Raw genomic sequence first — 17536 nt, 5'->3', positions numbered from 1 at the left:
TTTCCACCCCGTTACAGCTAATATGTGATCTCTTCTTTTTTGAGCAGACGGTTCGTAATCAAAGAAAGCACGACGCCGAACACAACAATATAAATGGCAATTGTAGAGCCGTAACCGAAGTTCTGGTCCACAAGCGCTTTTTTGTACATATAGGTGCCAAGCACCTCGGTGCCGTTTTGCCCGCGGGAAAGAATCCAGATAAAGTCGAACACCTTCAGCGTGCCGGTAATGGCGAGAATGAGCACAACCTTGATGTCGCTTAAAATAAGCGGGATCGTTAGCATCGTCGTTTTTTGGATGCCGGTAATGCCCTCCAGCTTGGCGGCCTCATAAAAGTCAGACGGAATTTTAGACATGGCCGTCAAAAAAAGCACGAAGTAAAAGCCGACGTAATGCCATACGGTTGGAACCGCAATGGATTTAAGCGAGCCGGACTCGCTGAGCCATAATATCTTCTCGAAGCCAAAGCTCGAAAGAGCGTTGTTGAGCATGCCGAACTGATAGTTGTATATAAGCACGAACAGCAGCGAGATGGCCGCGCCGGAAATGACGATCGGAAAGAAAAATACGGTGCGGAAAAACTGCTTGCCTTTGGATATGCTGTCCACCATGACTGCAAGCACAAGTGCGATTCCGACCTGGAATACGATAACGTACAGCATCAGCTCCAGCGTATGAAGCGTTGCGGCGCCGAGCAGCTCGTCGGTGAACATCCGCCTGTAATTGTCCAGGCCGACGAATTTTTTATCAAAAAACCCGCTCGTGCGGTAGAAGCTCAGGTACAGGCTTTTCAGAAATGGATAATAAACAAAAATCGAGATGAGGATAAGCGCCGGAGCGAGAAATGCGGCAATGTATTTTTTATCGCCCTTCATGCAATCACCTTTTTCGTTGAGCTGGAATGGGTATCGGACAGGCGTGCGGCCAAAGCCATTAGTCTGCCGAAATGGACTCGCCGCCCGTGTAGCCAGAGGGGCGGCGAGAAATGCGGGTATAGACCGGGTTCGATTATTTCCTATTGTTTGTTCGCTTTCTCAATCTTTTCGGCGGCTTCAAGGGACTGCTTCGCCGTTTTGTCGCCTTTAACAACTGCCATTACGTTTTGGCGGATCGTTGTGAACGTTTCCGGGCTCAGATAGCTGTCGATCGGCGAGTTGACGGACGTGGAGTCCGCGACCATTTTGAAGCCGTCAAGCGCGACCTGAGGAAGTCCGTCGATCTGCACGTTCGCAGCCGGCGTTCCGCCGTTGGCGGCTGCAATCGATTTAATTGCTTCAGAGCTGGTCAGATATTTGAGCAGGCTTACTGCCGCGTCTTTTTTGTCCGCGTTGTCATAGGCCGCTTTGGACAGGTAGAAGCCGCTGCCGAAGCCGCCAACAACGTCTTTGCCGGTGCCTTTGCCGCCCGGAACGGCTGGGAAAGGAAGTACGGTCGTCGTCGCTTTTACGTCCTCGGGCATGCCGCCGATTGCCCAGGAGCCTTCCAGCACCATCGCGGCCAGACCCTGCGAGTAGTAGTTGGCAGCCATCGTCAGATCGATTGTAGCGGCGTCTTTCGGGAATGCGCCAAGCTCGCCGAGCTCCTTCAGCTTACCGATGCCAAGCTCCCATTCCGGATTAATGCCGTTCAGCAGACCTGCTTTTTGGCCGTCGCTGCCGGCTGCAGCCAGCACGGAATGCTCGATGACATAGTGGGACTGGTCAAACGGCGCTGCCAGCGGAATAATGCCGTTGTCGGACAGTGCTTTAACCGCTTTGGTCAGCTTGTCCCAGTCGGTCGGCAGCTCCAGGTTATACTTTTCAAATATCGCTTTGTTCACGAATAGCCCTTCGTAAAAGCCCGTTAGAGGAGCGGCGTAAATATTGCCGTCCGGCTGCTTCACGGATTCCAGGGCGGAAGGGATAAAGCCGTTTTTCCACTCTGCATCCTCGTCGAGCAGGCTGTTCAGCGGCATAACCCTGCCTGCGTCCACAAAGCCTTTGGCATCGGAGCCGACAAAATAAAAGAGCAGATCCGGCTCGTTGCCGCTGTTCATGTCGGAGTTGACCTTTGTGCGGAAGCCGTCGTCGTTGGCGCTCATGACGTCGTTTTCGATTTTTACATTAGGGTATTTGGCGGAGTAATCGTCGAGCAGCTTCTGGAACGCTTCACGGGCGGCGTCCGTGCCGCCGAACGTGGAGAAAACGCGGAGCGATACTTCCTTTGCGGGAGCTGTTGATGGCTCGGAGCTGGCGCCGGGAGCGGCGCTTGGGCCAGGGCTTGCCGTATTTCCGCCTTCGTTGCCGCCGCAGGCGGTCAAAGCCATTACCGCAGCCATGGACAGTGCGGCTAATGCAGTCGTGGATTTCTTTTTCATCATGGTAGTACTCCCCCTCGATTCTTCGTGCAAGCTGCGGGACATTTCGTCTCGCCTACTACAAATTCTAGAACCGCAGCGGGGGAGCGCCAAGGCAAGATTGGTTCGCTGAAAGGGGGATATTCCTCTGCCATGGGGCAAAATCCGGGAATCGGGTAGGGGAAAATTCTCTTCTTTCGGACAAAGCTGCAAGCTCGTCATTCTCGTCCGCATAAAAGGCCAAGACCCCTCATAGACATGTTATCAGCTTAGGAAAACTCAAGGAGCAGAGGGGATGAGAAGATGCGTCGCATGGGAATGATTGCGGCTTTGCTGGCCTGCTTTGTTATGGTGATCGCCGGCTGCGGTAAAAAGGACGCCGGAGCGGTCGTGAAGGACCTCAGCAAGCTGCAGGAGAAAACGGATACGTATCAAGGAACAGGAACGATGACGCTGCATACCGCGTCGCAGCCTCTCCAGTACAAGGTCGACATCAAGTTCCAGAAGCCGAACTATTACCGTATTGCGCTGACGAACGAAAAGAAAGACCTGACGCAAATCGTGCTGCGCAACGATGAGGGCGTGTTCGTGCTGACGCCTAGCCTCAATAAAATCTTCCGCTTCCAAAGCAATTGGCCGGAGGATAACGGACAGGTATACCTGTACCAAACGCTGCTGTCCAGCATTCTGAAGGATAATTCCCGGCAGTTCGCCGACGACAAAGAAAACTATGTTTTTGATGTTATGGCCAACTATCCGAACACTTCGCTGACCCGGCAAAAAATATGGCTGAGCAAATCGGACTATGCGCCGAAGCAGGTTGAAGTGCTGGATTCCAACTCGGCAGTGCTCGTGGATGTGAAGTTTGATTCGTTCAAATTCAATGAAAAGCTTGATAAGAGCGTGTTTGACACAAAAACAAATCTGTCCACCTCTCCGGCATCCGGAGCGGAGGCGACGACTGCAGTTCCAGAGGGCCAGGACGGCGGAGCCTCCTCCGGCAAGGAAGCGGAGGGAGCGGCAGGAACGGAAGGCAACGGCGGCAAGGACGGAGCGACTTCAGGCGAGCAAGAGGGATCCGATCCGGCTGCCGACTCGTCCAGCTCATCCTTTATTCCGATGGAGCCTTCCTATCTGGGGCCGGTTGGAATCGCGCTCAAGGATTCCAGCGACATTGAATTTGGAGGCAATCCAGGCGTAATGTTCCGCTACGGCGACGCCGACGGCAATTACAGCTACACGTTAATTGAGACCCAGCCGCAGGATGTCGATGCCGCAACCGGGTCGGGCTCAATCATCGATCTCGGCTTTACGATGGGGCAGCTTAGCGAAGGCGAGCAGCAGACGCTTGTCTGGACTTACTCCGGTACGGAATTCCGCCTCACATCCGGCAATCTTCCTGAAGCCGAGCTGATCAAGGTGGCGCAATCCGTCGTGGATGAGATGACCAAATAACGGAAGAAGCGCCGCAGCCGGGCAAGGCTGCGGCGCTTTGTATCCCTAGTGAACGGATTTTTTGCGGGATTTCCGAAGTCCAGCCGCAGCGCCGGATTTGGCAAGAAATGACGGGGTGGAAGGGCCGCGCGTTCATTGACAGTACAAGGTGTCACGGGTAACATGGAGGGGATTGTGTTTTTTTGAGGAAGTGGGATGAAAAGGATGGATAATTTTTACCGTCCGACTCGCGCCGAAATTTCTCTGGATGCCCTTGGCAGCAATATCCGGGCTTTCCGTCATTCGGTGCCGGATGGAATGAAGCTGATGGCATCGGTTAAGGCCAACGCCTATGGTCACGGGCTGGTACCGATTTCCCGCGAGGCGGAAGCCTGCGGCGCGGACTACCTTGGAGTTGCATTTCTTGATGAGGCGATTCAGATCCGGCAAGCCGGAATTAAAACACCGATTCTGGTGCTCGGTTATGTGACTCCGCAAGGTCTGGCAATCGCCCGATCCCTTGATATTACTATTGCCCTGTTCCGGGACGATGTGCTGGAGGCTGCTAGGTCTCTGCCCGCGGACAGTTCCAAACTAAAGGTGCACATCAAGCTTGACACCGGCATGGGCCGGCTCGGCGTGCTGGCCGACGGATCCGGAGACGCCATGCGGTTTATTGAAGCCGCTCTGCGCGTGCCGCAGCTGCAGGTGGAAGGGCTGTTCACCCATTTTGCAAGAGCGGATGAGGCGGACAAAACCTATACAAACCTTCAGCATGAACGTTTCTCGTTAATTGTGAACGAGATTCGCAGCCGCTCTCTGCCGATTGAGATTCTGCACAGCGCCAACACTGGCGCGGGCATTGATACGCCTGAGCTTGGAGGCGGCATGCTCCGGCTCGGTATCGGCATGTACGGCCTATATCCTTCCGCCGAGGTGGATCATTCCCGGGTGAAGCTAAGTCCGGTGATGTCTCTGAAAACCGAGATTGTCATGGTCAAGGAGCTGCGGGAGGAGTGGGGCATCAGCTACGGCACCCGCTACTTCGCCGGCGCGGGCGATCGGATCGGCACGTTGCCGGTTGGATATGCCGACGGCTTCAGCCGTATGTTAACCGGCAAAGCGCATGTGCTGGTGCGCGGCCAACGGCTTCCGGTTACCGGTACGATCTGTATGGATCAGTGCATGATTGCGCTCGGTGCTGCGGACGCAGCCGGCTCCGCGCCGGTTGCACCCGGTGAGGAGGCTGTACTGTTTGGCTCCCAGCATGGAGCTGTCATTACAGCCGAAGAGGTGGCTGCGCAGCTGGGCACAATCCCTTATGAGCTGATCTGTATGTTAGCAGCGCGCGTTCCAAGAGTGTATACACGCGGAGGCGAGATTGTGGAGGTTTCCAATCCGCTCCAAGCGCCTTAATAACCGCAGCTTGAAGCGGATGACAGGTTTCGCGGCGTCTTTCCGTTGATGTGTCATTTTTTGCGCAGGTCAAGCAGGAATTTCGTCGGCAAGCGGCGAATTGTCATGCCTTAGCAAGCCGAAGCCTCTCCTGTTCTAATGGAAACAGGCATCTCATAGGTATGGTGGAGTATAGGCAATTGGCAACGGAGACATAATGGTAATGGGCTTTGACAAGTTTTGGAGGTGCGAGTTGGTGGCCAATGTACAGAATACCAAACGAATCATGATCAGTATCCCGGATCATCTGCTGGAAGAAGTAGACGGGATCGTCGCCAAGGAAAATTCCAACCGCAGCGAATTTATCCGCCAAGCGATGAAACTTTATCTGGTGGAGCGCAAAAAACGTCAAATCCGTGAGTTGATGCAGCGCGGTTATCTGGAAATGGCCAAGATCAACCTGAATATGGCCTCGGAAGCTTTCCAAGCGGAGGAAGACGCAGACCGAGCACTCGGCCGTCTCGTGAGCGGGGTGTAGCGATTGATCGTTAAACGCGGAGATGTATTTTTCGCCGACCTATCCCCAGTTGTCGGCTCTGAGCAGGGAGGCGTCCGCCCTGTTCTCGTTCTCCAGAATGACATCGGCAACCGGTTTAGCCCCACCGTTATCGTAGCGGCCATTACGGCCCAGATTCAGAAGGCTAAGCTGCCGACTCATGTCGAGATTGACGCCAAAGCCCATGGCTTCGACCGGGATTCCGTCATTTTGCTTGAACAGATTCGGACGATCGACAAACAGCGGCTCACGGACAAAATAACCCACCTTGACGACGAGATGATGCGTCATGTCGATGATGCTTTGCAGATCAGCGTGGGCTTGATTGATTTTTAGGCGGGCAGGAATCCAAGGAAGGATTTCTGCCCAAAATTACGAAAAATGGAAAAAAAAGCTGGACAGCCATTTATTCTATTGATACTATGGACTCAATTAATTGCATATTCGATGCAAGTGCATCGCCTAGCTCGCGAAGAACGCAAGCAGTTGAACCCAATCGGGTTCCTGCTTGCGTTTTTTTATTTTCCAGGCTTGCGATGGGGGAGGAGACAGATGGGCAAAGGGAAAAACAGAATGCTGTTTATCGCAGCGGCGCTGTTATCGGCGCTTCTCGTGTACGGGCTGTATTTAGTCCAGCTTCATGTGCTGGAAAAGGAGCATTCGGTGCAGGTGGTCGTTCCGAAAAGATTCATTGCGGCGGGAGAACGCCTGGAAGCGCGGGATTTGCAGTACCAGACGATTGCATCGTCGGCGTATACCGAGGATATGGTTACAAACGTCGAGCATGCTGCCGGGCAAGAGGCGGTAGTTCCGCTTGGCGAAGGCGAACCGCTTCGGGGCTGGAAGACAGATCTTAACCGGCTGCTGCCAGGCCGAAGCCAGTCGACCTTCCAGCTGCCAAGAGAATATATGCTTTCAGTGTCAAGCGGCATTCGTGCCGGAGATAGTGTTCTTGTTTATGTGTCGGGCCCCGCTCTGGCATCCAGGCGTTTGTTCTTGGAGCCAGTTACGGTGGCCTCGGTCAAAACAAGCGGCAACCAGGAAATTGACGATCCGGACAACCCCAATCTGTTATCGCTCGCCGAAGGAGACCGGCAGAAAATGTACGCTTCGCGGCGGGATGCGAACGGAGCGATCGAATTTATCAATCTGAATCTGTCGGAGGCTCAATGGCTGGAAATAGACGCGCTTTGCAAAGGCGGAGATAACAAGCTGGTCGTCGCCTTTAGCCCGGAATCGCTGAACCGTATTGGCGGGGAGAGCTCCCGATGAGCGCGCCGGTTGCAGCTTTTGTAGGAACGACGCCTAACATCGGAACAACAACGGCCGCGTTTGCTGCTGCATGCCGAATGGCTGAGCGTACTGGCAAGGAGGTTGGCTTTCTCTGTCTTAACTTAAAAAGCGCCAAAATTCATCGTTACTTAGGGCTGGATATACCGGCTGTGACGCTGGACAGCTTACGGCCGGAGCTTTCGTCCGCCTCTTTGACGCCGCAGCGGCTGCGCAGAGCCTGCATTTCCGTTCCAGACGAACCGAAGGTCCATGTTCTGGCGGGTAATCTGCTACGCGATCAGGCGGAGCATTACACGATGGAAGAAACGGAGCATCTGCTCGAAACGGCCAGACAAAGCTTTGACTTTGTTTTCGCGGACGGAGGCTGTTACTGGGATAATGCGGCTACGATAGGAGCCGTAATCGCGGCAGATTCAAGAGTTTTGTGCACGACACCGGCTCTGTCGCATTTTCAGGAGGACGGCAACCGGTGGATTCGGCAAATCTCCCCGCTGTTTGGGATTCAGCCGGAGCAGTATGAGCTGCTTGTCGTGCAATCCAATTGGATGAATGGAGGGTATCGCATGAAGGAGATTGAGAAGGAAGTGGGGTTGGCCGCGATCGGAGAGTTCAGAATGAATGAGTCCTTTTACCGGTCGCTGGACAGAGGGCAGTATCATCGTTGGCTTAAGCAGGATGCCGACGGAAGGGTTGTAATGGACATGGCGGCAGACAAGCTTGCAGCACGGCATGGATTAACATGCAAACCGGTCATGAAGTCGCAGCCTTGGTACCGCAAGCTCAAAGCGCATCGGGGAGAGCTTGGTGTATGAGCGGTGCCAGCCGTTTCTCGCCATCGGCATACTCGGCGCGGGTCCGGGCAGGCACAGGTTCCGATGAAGTGGAAGGACGCATTGAAGAGGCAGTCTTGATCAGCTCATCATCCGAAAAACCGGCCCTTGATTTTGCGAAAGCGGCTGAGGATATGCGTGCGTATTTGTCATCGCCGAGAGGCATGACGGAGGAAGAACGCCGGGAGTACGGCGAACGGCTGAATCGCGCCGTTTTGGGTTATCCCCGAGAGCGCAAGGAGATCATGGCGCTTGTGCAGGACAGGCTGCTGAAGCTGAGGCTGCAGGAGCTGCCCGGCATGAGCGGCCAGTATCATTCGCTGGCGGAAGCGCTGTTCGCGGAGGTGATCGGACTAGGCGTGCTTGAGCTGGCGCTGCAGGACCGCAGCGGACTTGAAGAGATCCAGGTTGTCGGCACGGGGATATACCTCATGCGCGAGGGAAGGACCGAGCGTTCGTCCTACCGCTTTCAAAGCTTGAAGGAGGTAGAGCGGATTCAGCAAAATCTGGTGCTGTACAACAATGACCGCATTAATCGCCGCAAACGATGGGCGGAAGTAATGCTGCGTGACGGTACGCGCGTGACGATGACGGGTTTTGGCTTCACCTCGCAGCCGACACTGACGATGCGCTTTTACAATGCCCGCGCATTCCGGCTGGACGAGCTGGCCCTTCCAGACTACGGCACGCTGACTCACAGAATTGTGCTTATGCTGAAGGCAGTTCTGGCCTGCCGATACAATCTGGTGCTCATTGGGCCGACGGGTTCCGGGAAGACACATTTGCTGAAATCCCTTATCGCCGAGCTGCCGGACGAGGAGCGGCTCGTCACGCTGGAGTCCAGGCTGGAGATGATGCTCGGAAGAGATTTTCCTGACAAAAACGTTGTGGAATACGAGACGGACGAAGAGGATGCGCTTCATCGGCCCGCGCAGGCGTTCAAGCTTGCGCTCCGCCAATCTCCGCAGCGCATTATCCATGCCGAAATTCGTGATGAGGACGCCAACATTTATGTCCGCGCCTGTACGCGCGGCCACTCGGGCAGCATGACAACCGTTCATGCAAGCAGACTGGAGGATGTGCCGGAGGCAATTACCGATATGTGCATGCTGGACAATCGGGCGATGAATCCGGATAGGCTGTGCAAGCGAATCACCCGTTATGTGACGCAGATTGGAATCGAGATGAAGCTGGCGGACGGCAAAAGACGGATAACCCGGCTAGGCGAGCTGCATTGGGAGGAAGGCGAGGTAAGGTTGGAGGAATGGGCGGCATACCGTACGGGGAGAGGGTGGACAATGGCGTCGGCTCCCGGCGAAGCCACTCGCCGCAGGCTGGCAGATGCCGGGCTGTCGCTGGATGAGGCGGGCTTTTGGAGCAGCGCTTCCGTGATGGAAGAGGATGCAGGATCAACGCCGGGAGAACCAGATGCGGCGGAGAAGGCGGGTCATCGCTGTTTACCGGGAAAAACGGTAGAAGCTGACGATGTTTTCATCCGTCATGTCGAGGAAAGCTTCCGATGTTAAACGCTTCTTGGCTTGTTTTGGCAATGGGGTTGCTGCTTACGGTCAGCCTTTATCCTCTGTTGGCAGCGCTGCTCCGGTTTGGAGAAGATTCCATCCAAGCGGCTTCCAGGCTGGACTACCGGCGCAGGAAAAGCCTGAGCTTTCGTCTCAGACAGCTTTTGGAGCGGTCTGGAGCCTTTTACCGGGAGATTGCCGATACGCTGGAATCACTTCAGTCCGGCATTAAGCCGGAAGGACTGGTGCTGCTTTCAGGTATGCTCCTCGTGACTGGAGCGGGTACGGGAGCAGTTCTGTTCGGCAGTGCAAAGGGAGCGCTGCTGCTCGGTCTGATGTTAGGCCTGCTTCCTTATCTAATGCTGAAGTCGATGCTGGTCCATCGGCAGATGCAGACGAGGCTTGAGTTCCTGCCCGCAGTAGAGCTGTTCTATCAATGTTATCTGATTGCAGGCCAGCGCCAGGTAAGGGGGGCGCTGAAACGAATGGTGGAGGAGAATCGGCTTGAAGGTCATTTAAAGGCAGCCTTTGAGCAGCTTTACCGAAATTTGAGCGTCAGAGGCAATGACGAGGAAAGCCTTAGGCTTTTTGCCGGGTCGCTCGGTCATGTGTGGGCGGATTATTTTGTGCAGATTATCCGGGTTGCGCTGACCGAGGGACATTCGGTGTCGGGCAATCTGCATGAGCTGATCGGCGACATGCGCAAATCCCGCCGGGCGAACGAGCAGGAGCGGCACAAAATGCTGGAAATTCGCATTGCCAATTTTACACCGATTTTATTTTTGGCTTTTTATATCGGCATCAATTTTTACTATAACCCGGATAATTCCTATCGTTACTATGTGCAGGATGCAGGAGGGCGGAATATGCTGCTCAATTCGTTAATGATGATTTTTGCTTCCTTCATCATGGGGTTATGGCTCTCCCGCAAAAAAATGTAAGGGGTCGTGGGCATGGAAGTTTATGAGTCTTGGGGGCGTATGATCTATGCAGCCACTTATGCCGGACAAATTCTGATAGTCTGCGGTTTATTGTTTGTATTATTGAAACGGCTGACAAAAATCCGGCCTCGTTGGCTGCATTTACAGCCTGCCAATTGGAAGACAGCCAAGCTGCCGGAACATCGTCTGCGGTACTTCGGCCTAAATCGTTCCAGTCCGATGCTGCTGGAGAGGGAAAAGCTTTTTGCCGGCTGCGGCTGGATCGTGGACGCAGCTTATTATGCGGCTTCACGCAGAATAGGATTGTCGGTTATTCCTGGTTTGGCAATGGTTATGGCTGTTGGCAACTGGCTTGGCTTTGTGCAGGGAATGCTGCTCCCGGTTTATGTTTGGCTGCTGCTGGCAGTTTTAATCGTGTTGTTGTTAGCCGACAAATCCGTGTTGCAGGCGCTTAGGCTGGCCCGTACGGCGAGAGTTGTCCGTGAGATTCATACCGTCAGCACACAGCTGCTGTATTTGCAGGGCTCGTCGCTGCATATTCATGCCAAGCTGATGCGCTGTGTTCCCTATACCCGGACAATCCGGCGCGAGCTGCAGCATTTGCTTGGCGAGTGGTATCACGATGCGGGAAGTGCGATCCGGGAGTTCAAAGAGCGAATTGGCACCGAGGATGTCATCAGCTTCGCGGAAACGATCGACTCCTTGCGGCAGCATGAGGATGAAGCCTACTACGAGCTGCTTCGCGCGCGTATCCGAGATTACAAGGAAAAGCTGGAGACGATGAAGGAAAGCCGGAAGGAATCAAGCTCCTATGTGCTGTTTATTATCGCGGGGATTCCTATTTTGTACACTTTCCAAGTATTCATCTATCCATGGGTCCGCGAAAGCCAGAAGCTGTTCGATTCCTTGAACTGAGGAGCCTTTAAAACTTAAACGAAATAGAAAGTTAATTCTGTCTAAGGAGGTGGAACGATGCGCAACATTTTGATGACCGTCATGATGATCGTAGTCATGCTCGTGCTATTTAATACGATTATTTCCGATAATGCTACCGGCACTCGCTCTCGTATTCAGTCTCAAGGAACTTCCGCCAACACCCAAATTGGAAATCTTGTCCCTTAGTTCGCAATAGAAAGGAGGGCCTGCTAAGTGAAGGAGCTGCTAGCCTCCCTGCTGCTGCTCATCGCCGTTGTTGTCTTGTTTATGGCAACTGTGGAAGGGCCGGAAGGGACACGGGCCGGACTGCGGGGATTCGGCGGCGCCATGTCAGACAGCATCCGGGGAACGGACCCTTGAAGCAAATTCTTGTTTTTGTGCTGTTTGCATCCTTATTCTGCTGGATGATGTTCTCTCCGATTTACAAACATGTTCTTGTGATGCGGGAAGCGATGCTGCAAAAAGAAGTGGATTACCTGCTAGAGATCGGGGCCAGTGCCAGCCGAGGCTACATTGACGAACCGATGCTGCGGCAAGCGCGGGAGCGGCTCGAACAAGTCGGTTTGAGAACGGAGTCGGTGCTGTTCACCGTTAGCTCGACGAATGGGCAGCCGGCCGACAATCCTTCGATGCCGCTGCTGCGGGGGACAGGCCTCAGGCTTACAGCCAGTTATCCCTATGAAGGTATGTTTCGGATCGACAGCCTGATTGGAATCGATGTTCCCGGTGAAGAACAGTTAATTGTTGTCACGGGACTGAAAATGAGCGAGTTTGTGCCGTAGTTCTAGACTATTTACGTTGCAGCGCTTTCGTTAAAGAGAGGTGATGAATCGAGGTGCATAAGCTTCTATTTGCGCTGTTCATGACGGTTATCTGGCTGGCGGCGCAGGCGGCTCAAACCGACGAGGAGCGGGCGGTTCGTGTTCTTTTTGATGCTAAACATGCCGTCAACCGGGCTGCTCATGCGGCCGCGCAGCAACTGGACGAGCGTGAACTCGCCGAGGGAAGGTTTATTTTGGATGAGACCAAGGCTTTAGAGGAAGCAATGACCTATTTGCAGCAGAACTTAAAGCTGGATGAACAGGGAGTGCCGCTGCCAGGTTCACGATTAAGAGATCGCGTGACGGTGGACGCTTGGCATGTAGTCGGAAGAAACGAAAGCTTCCCGTTTACCTATCGCAACAGCGAGTTTAATTACGAGGTGACGCTGGACCGCCCCGGCGTCATTTTAATCGTGCATGTTGTCTATGCCCGCGTGTTTTCCATTATGGAACCGGTGGAATGGCATATCAAAGGGGCGGCCCAGCTCGTGTTGCCAGGCTAGTAGATGACTGGTATTATGAATTGAATTCAAGACATCTCGTAGAGAGGAGTTGCCGGCCATGAAGAAAAAGTCTCTGCTAAGTTTGCCTTCGGGTTATGGCTACTCCACGGCTGTTTTTTTCTAGAATCGGGTGTAACGGGATAGCTCTGTCCTTAATTGATTCTGTAATGAAACAGTACTTAATCGAAGCGAGGTTTTGAAATGGACAAGAATACAATCGTACGCAGCAACCCGGCGGGAATGCCGGGCCCTGTAGGGAATTATACCCATCTGACCAAGATTCCGAGAAATGCAGAGCTGTACGTAACCTCCGGCCAAATCGGCACCGACAAGGACGGCCGAATACCGGAACCGATGAACGAACAGATTCGGAACACGTTTGACAATATCAAAAGCGTGTTGGATTCCGAGAATTTGACTTCGGAGAATGTTATTAAAGCTAATCTATGGGCAACCGAAAAGATCGATTGGGATTTCCTATATGCCGATTGGGAAGCCCTGTTTGGCGGGAGTTATCCTGCTATGACCGTCGGTTATATTTCCGAGTTGGGATTGCCGGAGATTAAGATTGAAATCGAGCTTTGGGCAGCGAAAGTATAATTGAATAGGCTGATTCCAACACTCGCGCTTTAAGTCAGGAGAGACTGGCTAAGCGTGAGTGTTTTTATTGCGGCACTATTTCGAGGTATGAGGCAGGCTTGAATTTCAGCCGGATGGAGGAGTGGGTTAAATAACGTCCTGCTTTGTTATTATTTAATTACTTCACAATAGACAGCCAAGGATAATAAAATTTCTATCGTCTGGTCTTGATCTACAGCACCTTTAATTTTATATATTTCTAAGAGCAAATCTGAAGCATTTTTATGTTTCTTATTCACATATCCGTTTAACACTTCTCCGCAAATTCCATCATAAAGAGCTGATGCAAATGCTATGCAATTATTTTTTCTTCTTGAAATTCCTTTAACATTGGAAATTTCCCATGCCCAAAGAAAAGCCATATGCACAAAAAAATGAAAGAAATTATCTTGATAGTTAATCGGATATAAGCCAATTACAGAATTATGTTTATTTGTTAGGGTTTCATGTAGTTCTTCGGATGACATTAAATATATCGAATCTCTTATGTTTTCAGACAGGATATGTTTAATGATATCTGAATCCAAAAAATCATTATGATAATCCTCGGTCCAGTATTGTATATCTCCTTTTGGCGCGCCCTCCATTAATTTCTGACTTTTAGTTAGTTTAAAGTTTTTCTCTATTTTTGTTGATAATTCAAAAAAGCGATTCAATTCGAAGCTTAAGTCTACTTTAAATTCGTTATCCCATTTTCCTGATACATCATATAATTCCAGGTATTTTGTTAATTTTTTTAATTCAATAAATAAATCAACAATTTCAATATGAACGGACTCAGGGGCATATATAGTTTTAATAGATCCTTCAAATTTTGAACCTGAAGTAAAATCGAATTCTAATGATTCACATTTTGGGTGAGGTGAAAGAAGTAAATAGTTCGATTCATGTTCTACAATGCTCCACTTTTTTGTTTCTGAATATTTTTTTGCGGTATTAATTATATTCATTTCATTATCTTTGAGTGATTCTCCGTTAAATTCAATCAATTATATTACCTCCCACACAACTATTGAATTTGATTGTAAATTTTCATTAAAATAGTACACTACAATCTTAATTGGGTAAACCAGGAAGCTGAGATGTCCATTTGGATTACGAGTTGATTTAAAAGAAACGAACTCTTCCACCGTTTGCTAACCCTACTCTCATCTAGTACAATTTTTAATAGAGCTGTTAGGGGAGGGGTTACGAATGTTAAAGCTCGGGGAAAAGATCGTGATCGTGTCCGATCAATATGAGCAGAATCTTCCTGTCGGGGAGTATGGATATATAATTGCGTATGACCGCAATGCGGATAATGTATTTGATTATGTAGTAAGAGTGCCTGCTGAAAACCGCAATTTTCTCGTCCCGGGGGACGATGTGGAGGTTGAGGAAGTTCTGCTTCGTTTTGAAGCAGACCGTATTGAGCGCGAGGCGCTCATTGATTTTGCCTTGGCGACGCATAATGAAGAATTGTTCAACCGCATTGTAAAGGGAGACACTGCCGAACCTCAGGAGGAAGAGGCCTCCTCCAAGGACGTTCAAAGCCGCGAGGATTTTATCCGCCAGGTGAATCTCAAAGCTTGGATTTAATACGATACTTGTGAAAGGGTGTGGCATGATGGAAGTTGTATTTCATGGTCAGTCCTGTATTGGAATTACGCTGGATAATGGCAAGTCCCTGTTAGTAGATCCGTTTTTGAGCGGCAACCCGCTCGCCAAAACGAGTGCGGAAGAAGTGCAGGCAGATTACATTTTGCTCACCCATGCGCATCAGGATCATATTCTGGACGCAGCGTCGATTTCCAAGCGTACTGGAGCGCCGATTGTGGCGATTCCGGAGCTTGCAGCCTATATGGGCTGGAAAGGGGCCAAAACCCTTGAGATGAATATGGGCGGAACGGTGGATCTCGGTTTTGCCAAGGCAACGATGATTCCGGCTTTTCACAGCTCGGGCATAGTAATTGCCGAAGAACAAAAAATTATCTATGGCGGCATGCCGGCTGGTTACGTCATTGAGGTGGAAGGAATCCGTTTCTTGCACGCAGGCGACACATGTTTATTCTCGGATATGGCGCTCATTGGACGCAGGTTGAAGCCGGATGTCGCATTTATTCCTATTGGCGATCATTACACGATGGGACCTGAGGATGCGCTTCAGGCGGCCGAATGGTACGGAGCCAAGCTCGTTGTGCCTGTTCATTACGACACGTTCCCGCCGATTAGGCAGGATGCCGGAGCCTTTGTGGCCAAGCTTGGAGAGCTCGGCATTCGCGGCCAGGTCGTTGAGCCGGGCGGCCAGGTCGATTTATCAGCGCTGGAAGGTTAACTTCAAAAGAGACGGACTCAGCCATACACTCGAGTCAGCAGGCAAGCAACCGGAATTTGTTACGGCTGCTTGCTTTTTTTGTGCTTTTAAAAGCGGCCGGGGAAAACATGCGAATTGCTGCGCTCACCATACTGCTTGATTAACGCTTTGCATTGAGAATGTTGGCGTAATCAAGGTATAATACAAGGAATGATTTGAATATAGTCAACGCTTTGACACAAGGCAAGGGGGATTAGAGCAATGAGCATCACGGTTCAAGACGTCGAGCATGTGGCCAACCTGGCGCGGCTGGAGCTGAGCGCGGAGGAGAAAGAGCAGTTCACCGGCCAGTTAAATGCGATTTTGAAATACGCCGAGAAGCTTGGCGAGCTGGATACGGAAGGCGTGGAGCCGACCAGCCATGTGCTGCCGGTAACAAACGTCATGCGTGAAGACGCCGTGAAGGAGTCGCTGTCCAACGAGACGGCTTTGCAGAACGCTCCGGATGACGAGGACGGACAGTTCAAGGTTCCGGCGGTGCTGGAATAACGGGTTCAAGTATTGAAAGGAGGAACAACGGTTGGCTTTATTTGATATGCGGTTGCAAGAGTTACATAACGAGCTGGCATCCGGCAAGCTGTCGGCGGCCGAGCTGACCGAGGCGTCCTTCAAGCGCATTGCTGAAACGGACCAGCGCATAGGCGCGTTTCTGGCGCTGAACGAGGAAGGAGCGCGGGCTAGAGCGGCTGAGCTGGACCGGGCCGGTGCGGAGAAAGGGCTGCTGCACGCGCTGCCTGCGGGCATCAAGGACAACATCGTCACACAGGGACTGCGTACGACTTGCGCCAGCCAGTTTCTTTCCAACTACGATCCGATCTATAACGCGACGGCCGCAGGCAAGCTGAGCACGGCTGGCGCCGTTACAATCGGCAAGCTGAACATGGACGAGTTCGCGATGGGCGGCTCCAACGAGAACTCCAGCGTGAAGCCGGTCCGCAATCCGTGGAACACGGATTATGTGCCGGGCGGCTCCAGCGGAGGCTCCGCCGCATCCGTTGCGGCTGGACAAGTGTATTTTGCGCTCGGCTCCGACACAGGCGGATCGATCCGCCAGCCTGCTTCCTACTGCGGCGTTGTCGGTCTGAAGCCGACGTACGGGCTTGTATCCCGCTTCGGCCTGGTGGCGTTTGCCTCCTCGCTTGACGCAATCGGCCCCGTCACCAAAAACGTTGAGGATTCCGCTTATGTGCTGCAAGCTATAGCAGGTCATGACGGAATGGATTCCACCTCGGCGAATGTGTCGATTCCCGATTATATCAGCTCGCTGACCGGCGACGTCAAAGGGCTTCGCATCGGTGTTCCCAAGGAATACATGGGCCAGGGCATCGATCCGAAAGTAAAAGAGTCGGTGCAGGCGGCGCTTAAAGTTTTCGAGAGTCTCGGCGCTACATGGGAGGAAGTGTCCATGCCGCATACCGAATATGCGGTCGCGACCTACTACCTGCTGTCTTCCTCGGAAGCATCCTCTAATCTGGCCCGTTTCGACGGCGTCCGTTACGGCGTGCGCGCGGACAATCCGGATAATCTGATTGATCTGTACCGCAAGTCGCGCAGCCAGGGCTTCGGCCAAGAGGTTAAACGCCGCATTATGCTCGGCACCTACGCGCTGAGCTCCGGTTACTACGATGCGTACTACTTGAAAGCCCAAAAGGTACGCACGCTGATCAAACGCGACTTTGATCAAGCATTTGAGAAATACGACCTGCTGCTGGGACCGACGGCGCCAACGCCTGCCTTCCGTCTGGGAGATCAGGTCGGCGATCCGCTCGCGATGTACATGAACGATATCGTCACGATTCCGGTCAGTCTGGCCGGCGTTCCGGCTATCAGCGTCCCTTGCGGGTTTGCAGACGGCCTTCCGGTCGGCCTGCAGCTGATTGGCAAAGCGTTTGACGAAGCGACAGTGCTGCGCGCAGCGCATGCCTTTGAACAGAACACGGATCATCATAAGGCGCGCCCGCAGCTGTAGAGCGCCCGTAT

21 protein-coding genes are annotated in these 17536 nt (G+C 52.4%); 18 read left to right on the top strand and 3 right to left on the bottom strand.

From position 1 onward, the window contains the following. Nucleotides 1–17 precede the first annotated feature (17 nt). Nucleotides 18–875, bottom strand: coding sequence for a carbohydrate ABC transporter permease (locus tag M3223_RS17050; protein WP_251563728.1), 858 nt, complete (start codon nt 873–875; stop codon nt 18–20). Nucleotides 876–1015: 140 nt separating this feature from the next. Continuing rightward, on the bottom strand, nt 1016–2359 hold the full coding sequence (locus M3223_RS17045) for an ABC transporter substrate-binding protein (protein WP_251563726.1): 1344 nt from the start codon (nt 2357–2359) through the stop codon (nt 1016–1018). 279 nt (nt 2360–2638) lie between these two features. Here M3223_RS17045 and M3223_RS17040 point away from each other — a divergent pair, with 279 nt between their 5' ends. The 14 genes from M3223_RS17040 to M3223_RS16975 all read left to right on the top strand — a co-directional run bounded on the left by M3223_RS17040 (nt 2639) and on the right by M3223_RS16975 (nt 13164). Continuing rightward, entirely contained in the window at nt 2639–3790 is a 1152-nt protein-coding gene (locus tag M3223_RS17040; RefSeq protein WP_251563724.1) for an outer membrane lipoprotein-sorting protein, read from the top strand. A gap of 204 nt (nt 3791–3994) precedes the next feature. Further along, nucleotides 3995–5185: an alanine racemase gene (gene alr, locus M3223_RS17035; RefSeq protein WP_251563722.1), complete on the top strand. Its 1191-nt coding sequence runs from the start codon at nt 3995–3997 to the stop codon at nt 5183–5185. A 235-nt stretch (nt 5186–5420) separates the two neighbouring features. Further along, entirely contained in the window at nt 5421–5702 is a 282-nt protein-coding gene (locus M3223_RS17030; protein ID WP_028600570.1) for a CopG family ribbon-helix-helix protein, read from the top strand. A gap of 3 nt (nt 5703–5705) precedes the next feature. Continuing rightward, nucleotides 5706–6056 carry a type II toxin-antitoxin system PemK/MazF family toxin gene (locus tag M3223_RS17025; protein WP_021877237.1) on the top strand — a complete coding sequence of 117 codons (351 nt, stop codon included), beginning with the start codon at nt 5706–5708 and terminating at the stop codon, nt 6054–6056. Nucleotides 6057–6272: 216 nt separating this feature from the next. Beyond that, on the top strand, nt 6273–6992 hold the full coding sequence (locus M3223_RS17020; RefSeq protein ID WP_251563720.1) for an SAF domain-containing protein: 720 nt from the start codon (nt 6273–6275) through the stop codon (nt 6990–6992). Beyond that, nucleotides 6989–7825, top strand: a complete 837-nt coding sequence (locus M3223_RS17015; RefSeq protein ID WP_251563718.1) for a hypothetical protein — start codon at nt 6989–6991, stop codon at nt 7823–7825. Before M3223_RS17020 ends, M3223_RS17015 begins: the two co-directional genes overlap by 4 nt. After that, on the top strand, nt 7822–9369 hold the full coding sequence (locus tag M3223_RS17010) for an ATPase, T2SS/T4P/T4SS family (protein ID WP_251563716.1): 1548 nt from the start codon (nt 7822–7824) through the stop codon (nt 9367–9369). The genes M3223_RS17015 and M3223_RS17010 overlap by 4 nt, the downstream gene beginning before the upstream one ends. Continuing rightward, nucleotides 9363–10304, top strand: a complete 942-nt coding sequence (locus M3223_RS17005) for a hypothetical protein (protein WP_251563714.1) — start codon at nt 9363–9365, stop codon at nt 10302–10304. The genes M3223_RS17010 and M3223_RS17005 overlap by 7 nt, the downstream gene beginning before the upstream one ends. 12 nt (nt 10305–10316) lie before the next feature. Then, nucleotides 10317–11219: a hypothetical protein gene (locus M3223_RS17000; protein ID WP_251563712.1), complete on the top strand. Its 903-nt coding sequence runs from the start codon at nt 10317–10319 to the stop codon at nt 11217–11219. Between the two features lie 57 nt (nt 11220–11276). Next, nucleotides 11277–11426, top strand: coding sequence for a hypothetical protein (locus M3223_RS16995; protein WP_251563710.1), 150 nt, complete (start codon nt 11277–11279; stop codon nt 11424–11426). Nucleotides 11427–11453: 27 nt separating this feature from the next. Then, on the top strand, nt 11454–11600 hold the full coding sequence (locus M3223_RS16990) for a hypothetical protein (protein ID WP_251563708.1): 147 nt from the start codon (nt 11454–11456) through the stop codon (nt 11598–11600). Further along, the gene (locus tag M3223_RS16985) at nt 11597–12022 is read left to right on the top strand and encodes a hypothetical protein (protein ID WP_251563706.1); all 426 of its coding nucleotides are present in this window, start codon (nt 11597–11599) and stop codon (nt 12020–12022) included. The genes M3223_RS16990 and M3223_RS16985 overlap by 4 nt, the downstream gene beginning before the upstream one ends. Before the next feature lie 53 nt (nt 12023–12075). After that, a complete protein-coding gene (locus M3223_RS16980; RefSeq protein ID WP_251563703.1) occupies nt 12076–12564 on the top strand; it encodes a hypothetical protein in 489 nt (162 codons plus the stop codon). Between the two features lie 201 nt (nt 12565–12765). After that, complete coding sequence (locus M3223_RS16975) at nt 12766–13164, top strand: RidA family protein (RefSeq protein ID WP_251563701.1); 399 nt, start codon at nt 12766–12768, stop codon at nt 13162–13164. A gap of 149 nt (nt 13165–13313) precedes the next feature. On the opposite strand, the gene M3223_RS16970 is transcribed toward M3223_RS16975, so the two are convergent. Then, nucleotides 13314–14192 carry a hypothetical protein gene (locus M3223_RS16970; RefSeq protein ID WP_251563699.1) on the bottom strand — a complete coding sequence of 293 codons (879 nt, stop codon included), beginning with the start codon at nt 14190–14192 and terminating at the stop codon, nt 13314–13316. Nucleotides 14193–14397: 205 nt separating this feature from the next. On the opposite strand from M3223_RS16970, the gene M3223_RS16965 reads away from it, so the two are divergent. From M3223_RS16965 to gatA, 4 genes are all read left to right on the top strand, one after another. Beyond that, on the top strand, nt 14398–14781 hold the full coding sequence (locus M3223_RS16965; protein ID WP_251563697.1) for an ATPase: 384 nt from the start codon (nt 14398–14400) through the stop codon (nt 14779–14781). A 28-nt stretch (nt 14782–14809) separates the two neighbouring features. After that, nucleotides 14810–15517, top strand: a complete 708-nt coding sequence (locus M3223_RS16960; RefSeq protein ID WP_251563695.1) for a metal-dependent hydrolase — start codon at nt 14810–14812, stop codon at nt 15515–15517. A 240-nt stretch (nt 15518–15757) separates the two neighbouring features. Then, on the top strand, nt 15758–16045 hold the full coding sequence (gene gatC, locus M3223_RS16955; protein ID WP_251563693.1) for an Asp-tRNA(Asn)/Glu-tRNA(Gln) amidotransferase subunit GatC: 288 nt from the start codon (nt 15758–15760) through the stop codon (nt 16043–16045). 31 nt (nt 16046–16076) lie between these two features. Beyond that, a complete protein-coding gene (gene gatA / locus M3223_RS16950) occupies nt 16077–17525 on the top strand; it encodes an Asp-tRNA(Asn)/Glu-tRNA(Gln) amidotransferase subunit GatA (protein ID WP_251563691.1) in 1449 nt (482 codons plus the stop codon). The last annotated feature ends 11 nt before the right edge of the window (nt 17526–17536 follow it).

The sequence above is a fragment of the Paenibacillus pasadenensis genome (genome assembly GCF_023715725.1).
Lineage (GTDB): Bacteria > Bacillota > Bacilli > Paenibacillales > Paenibacillaceae > Paenibacillus_O > Paenibacillus_O pasadenensis_A.
This window is presented reverse-complemented; position numbering and strand designations above follow the sequence as displayed.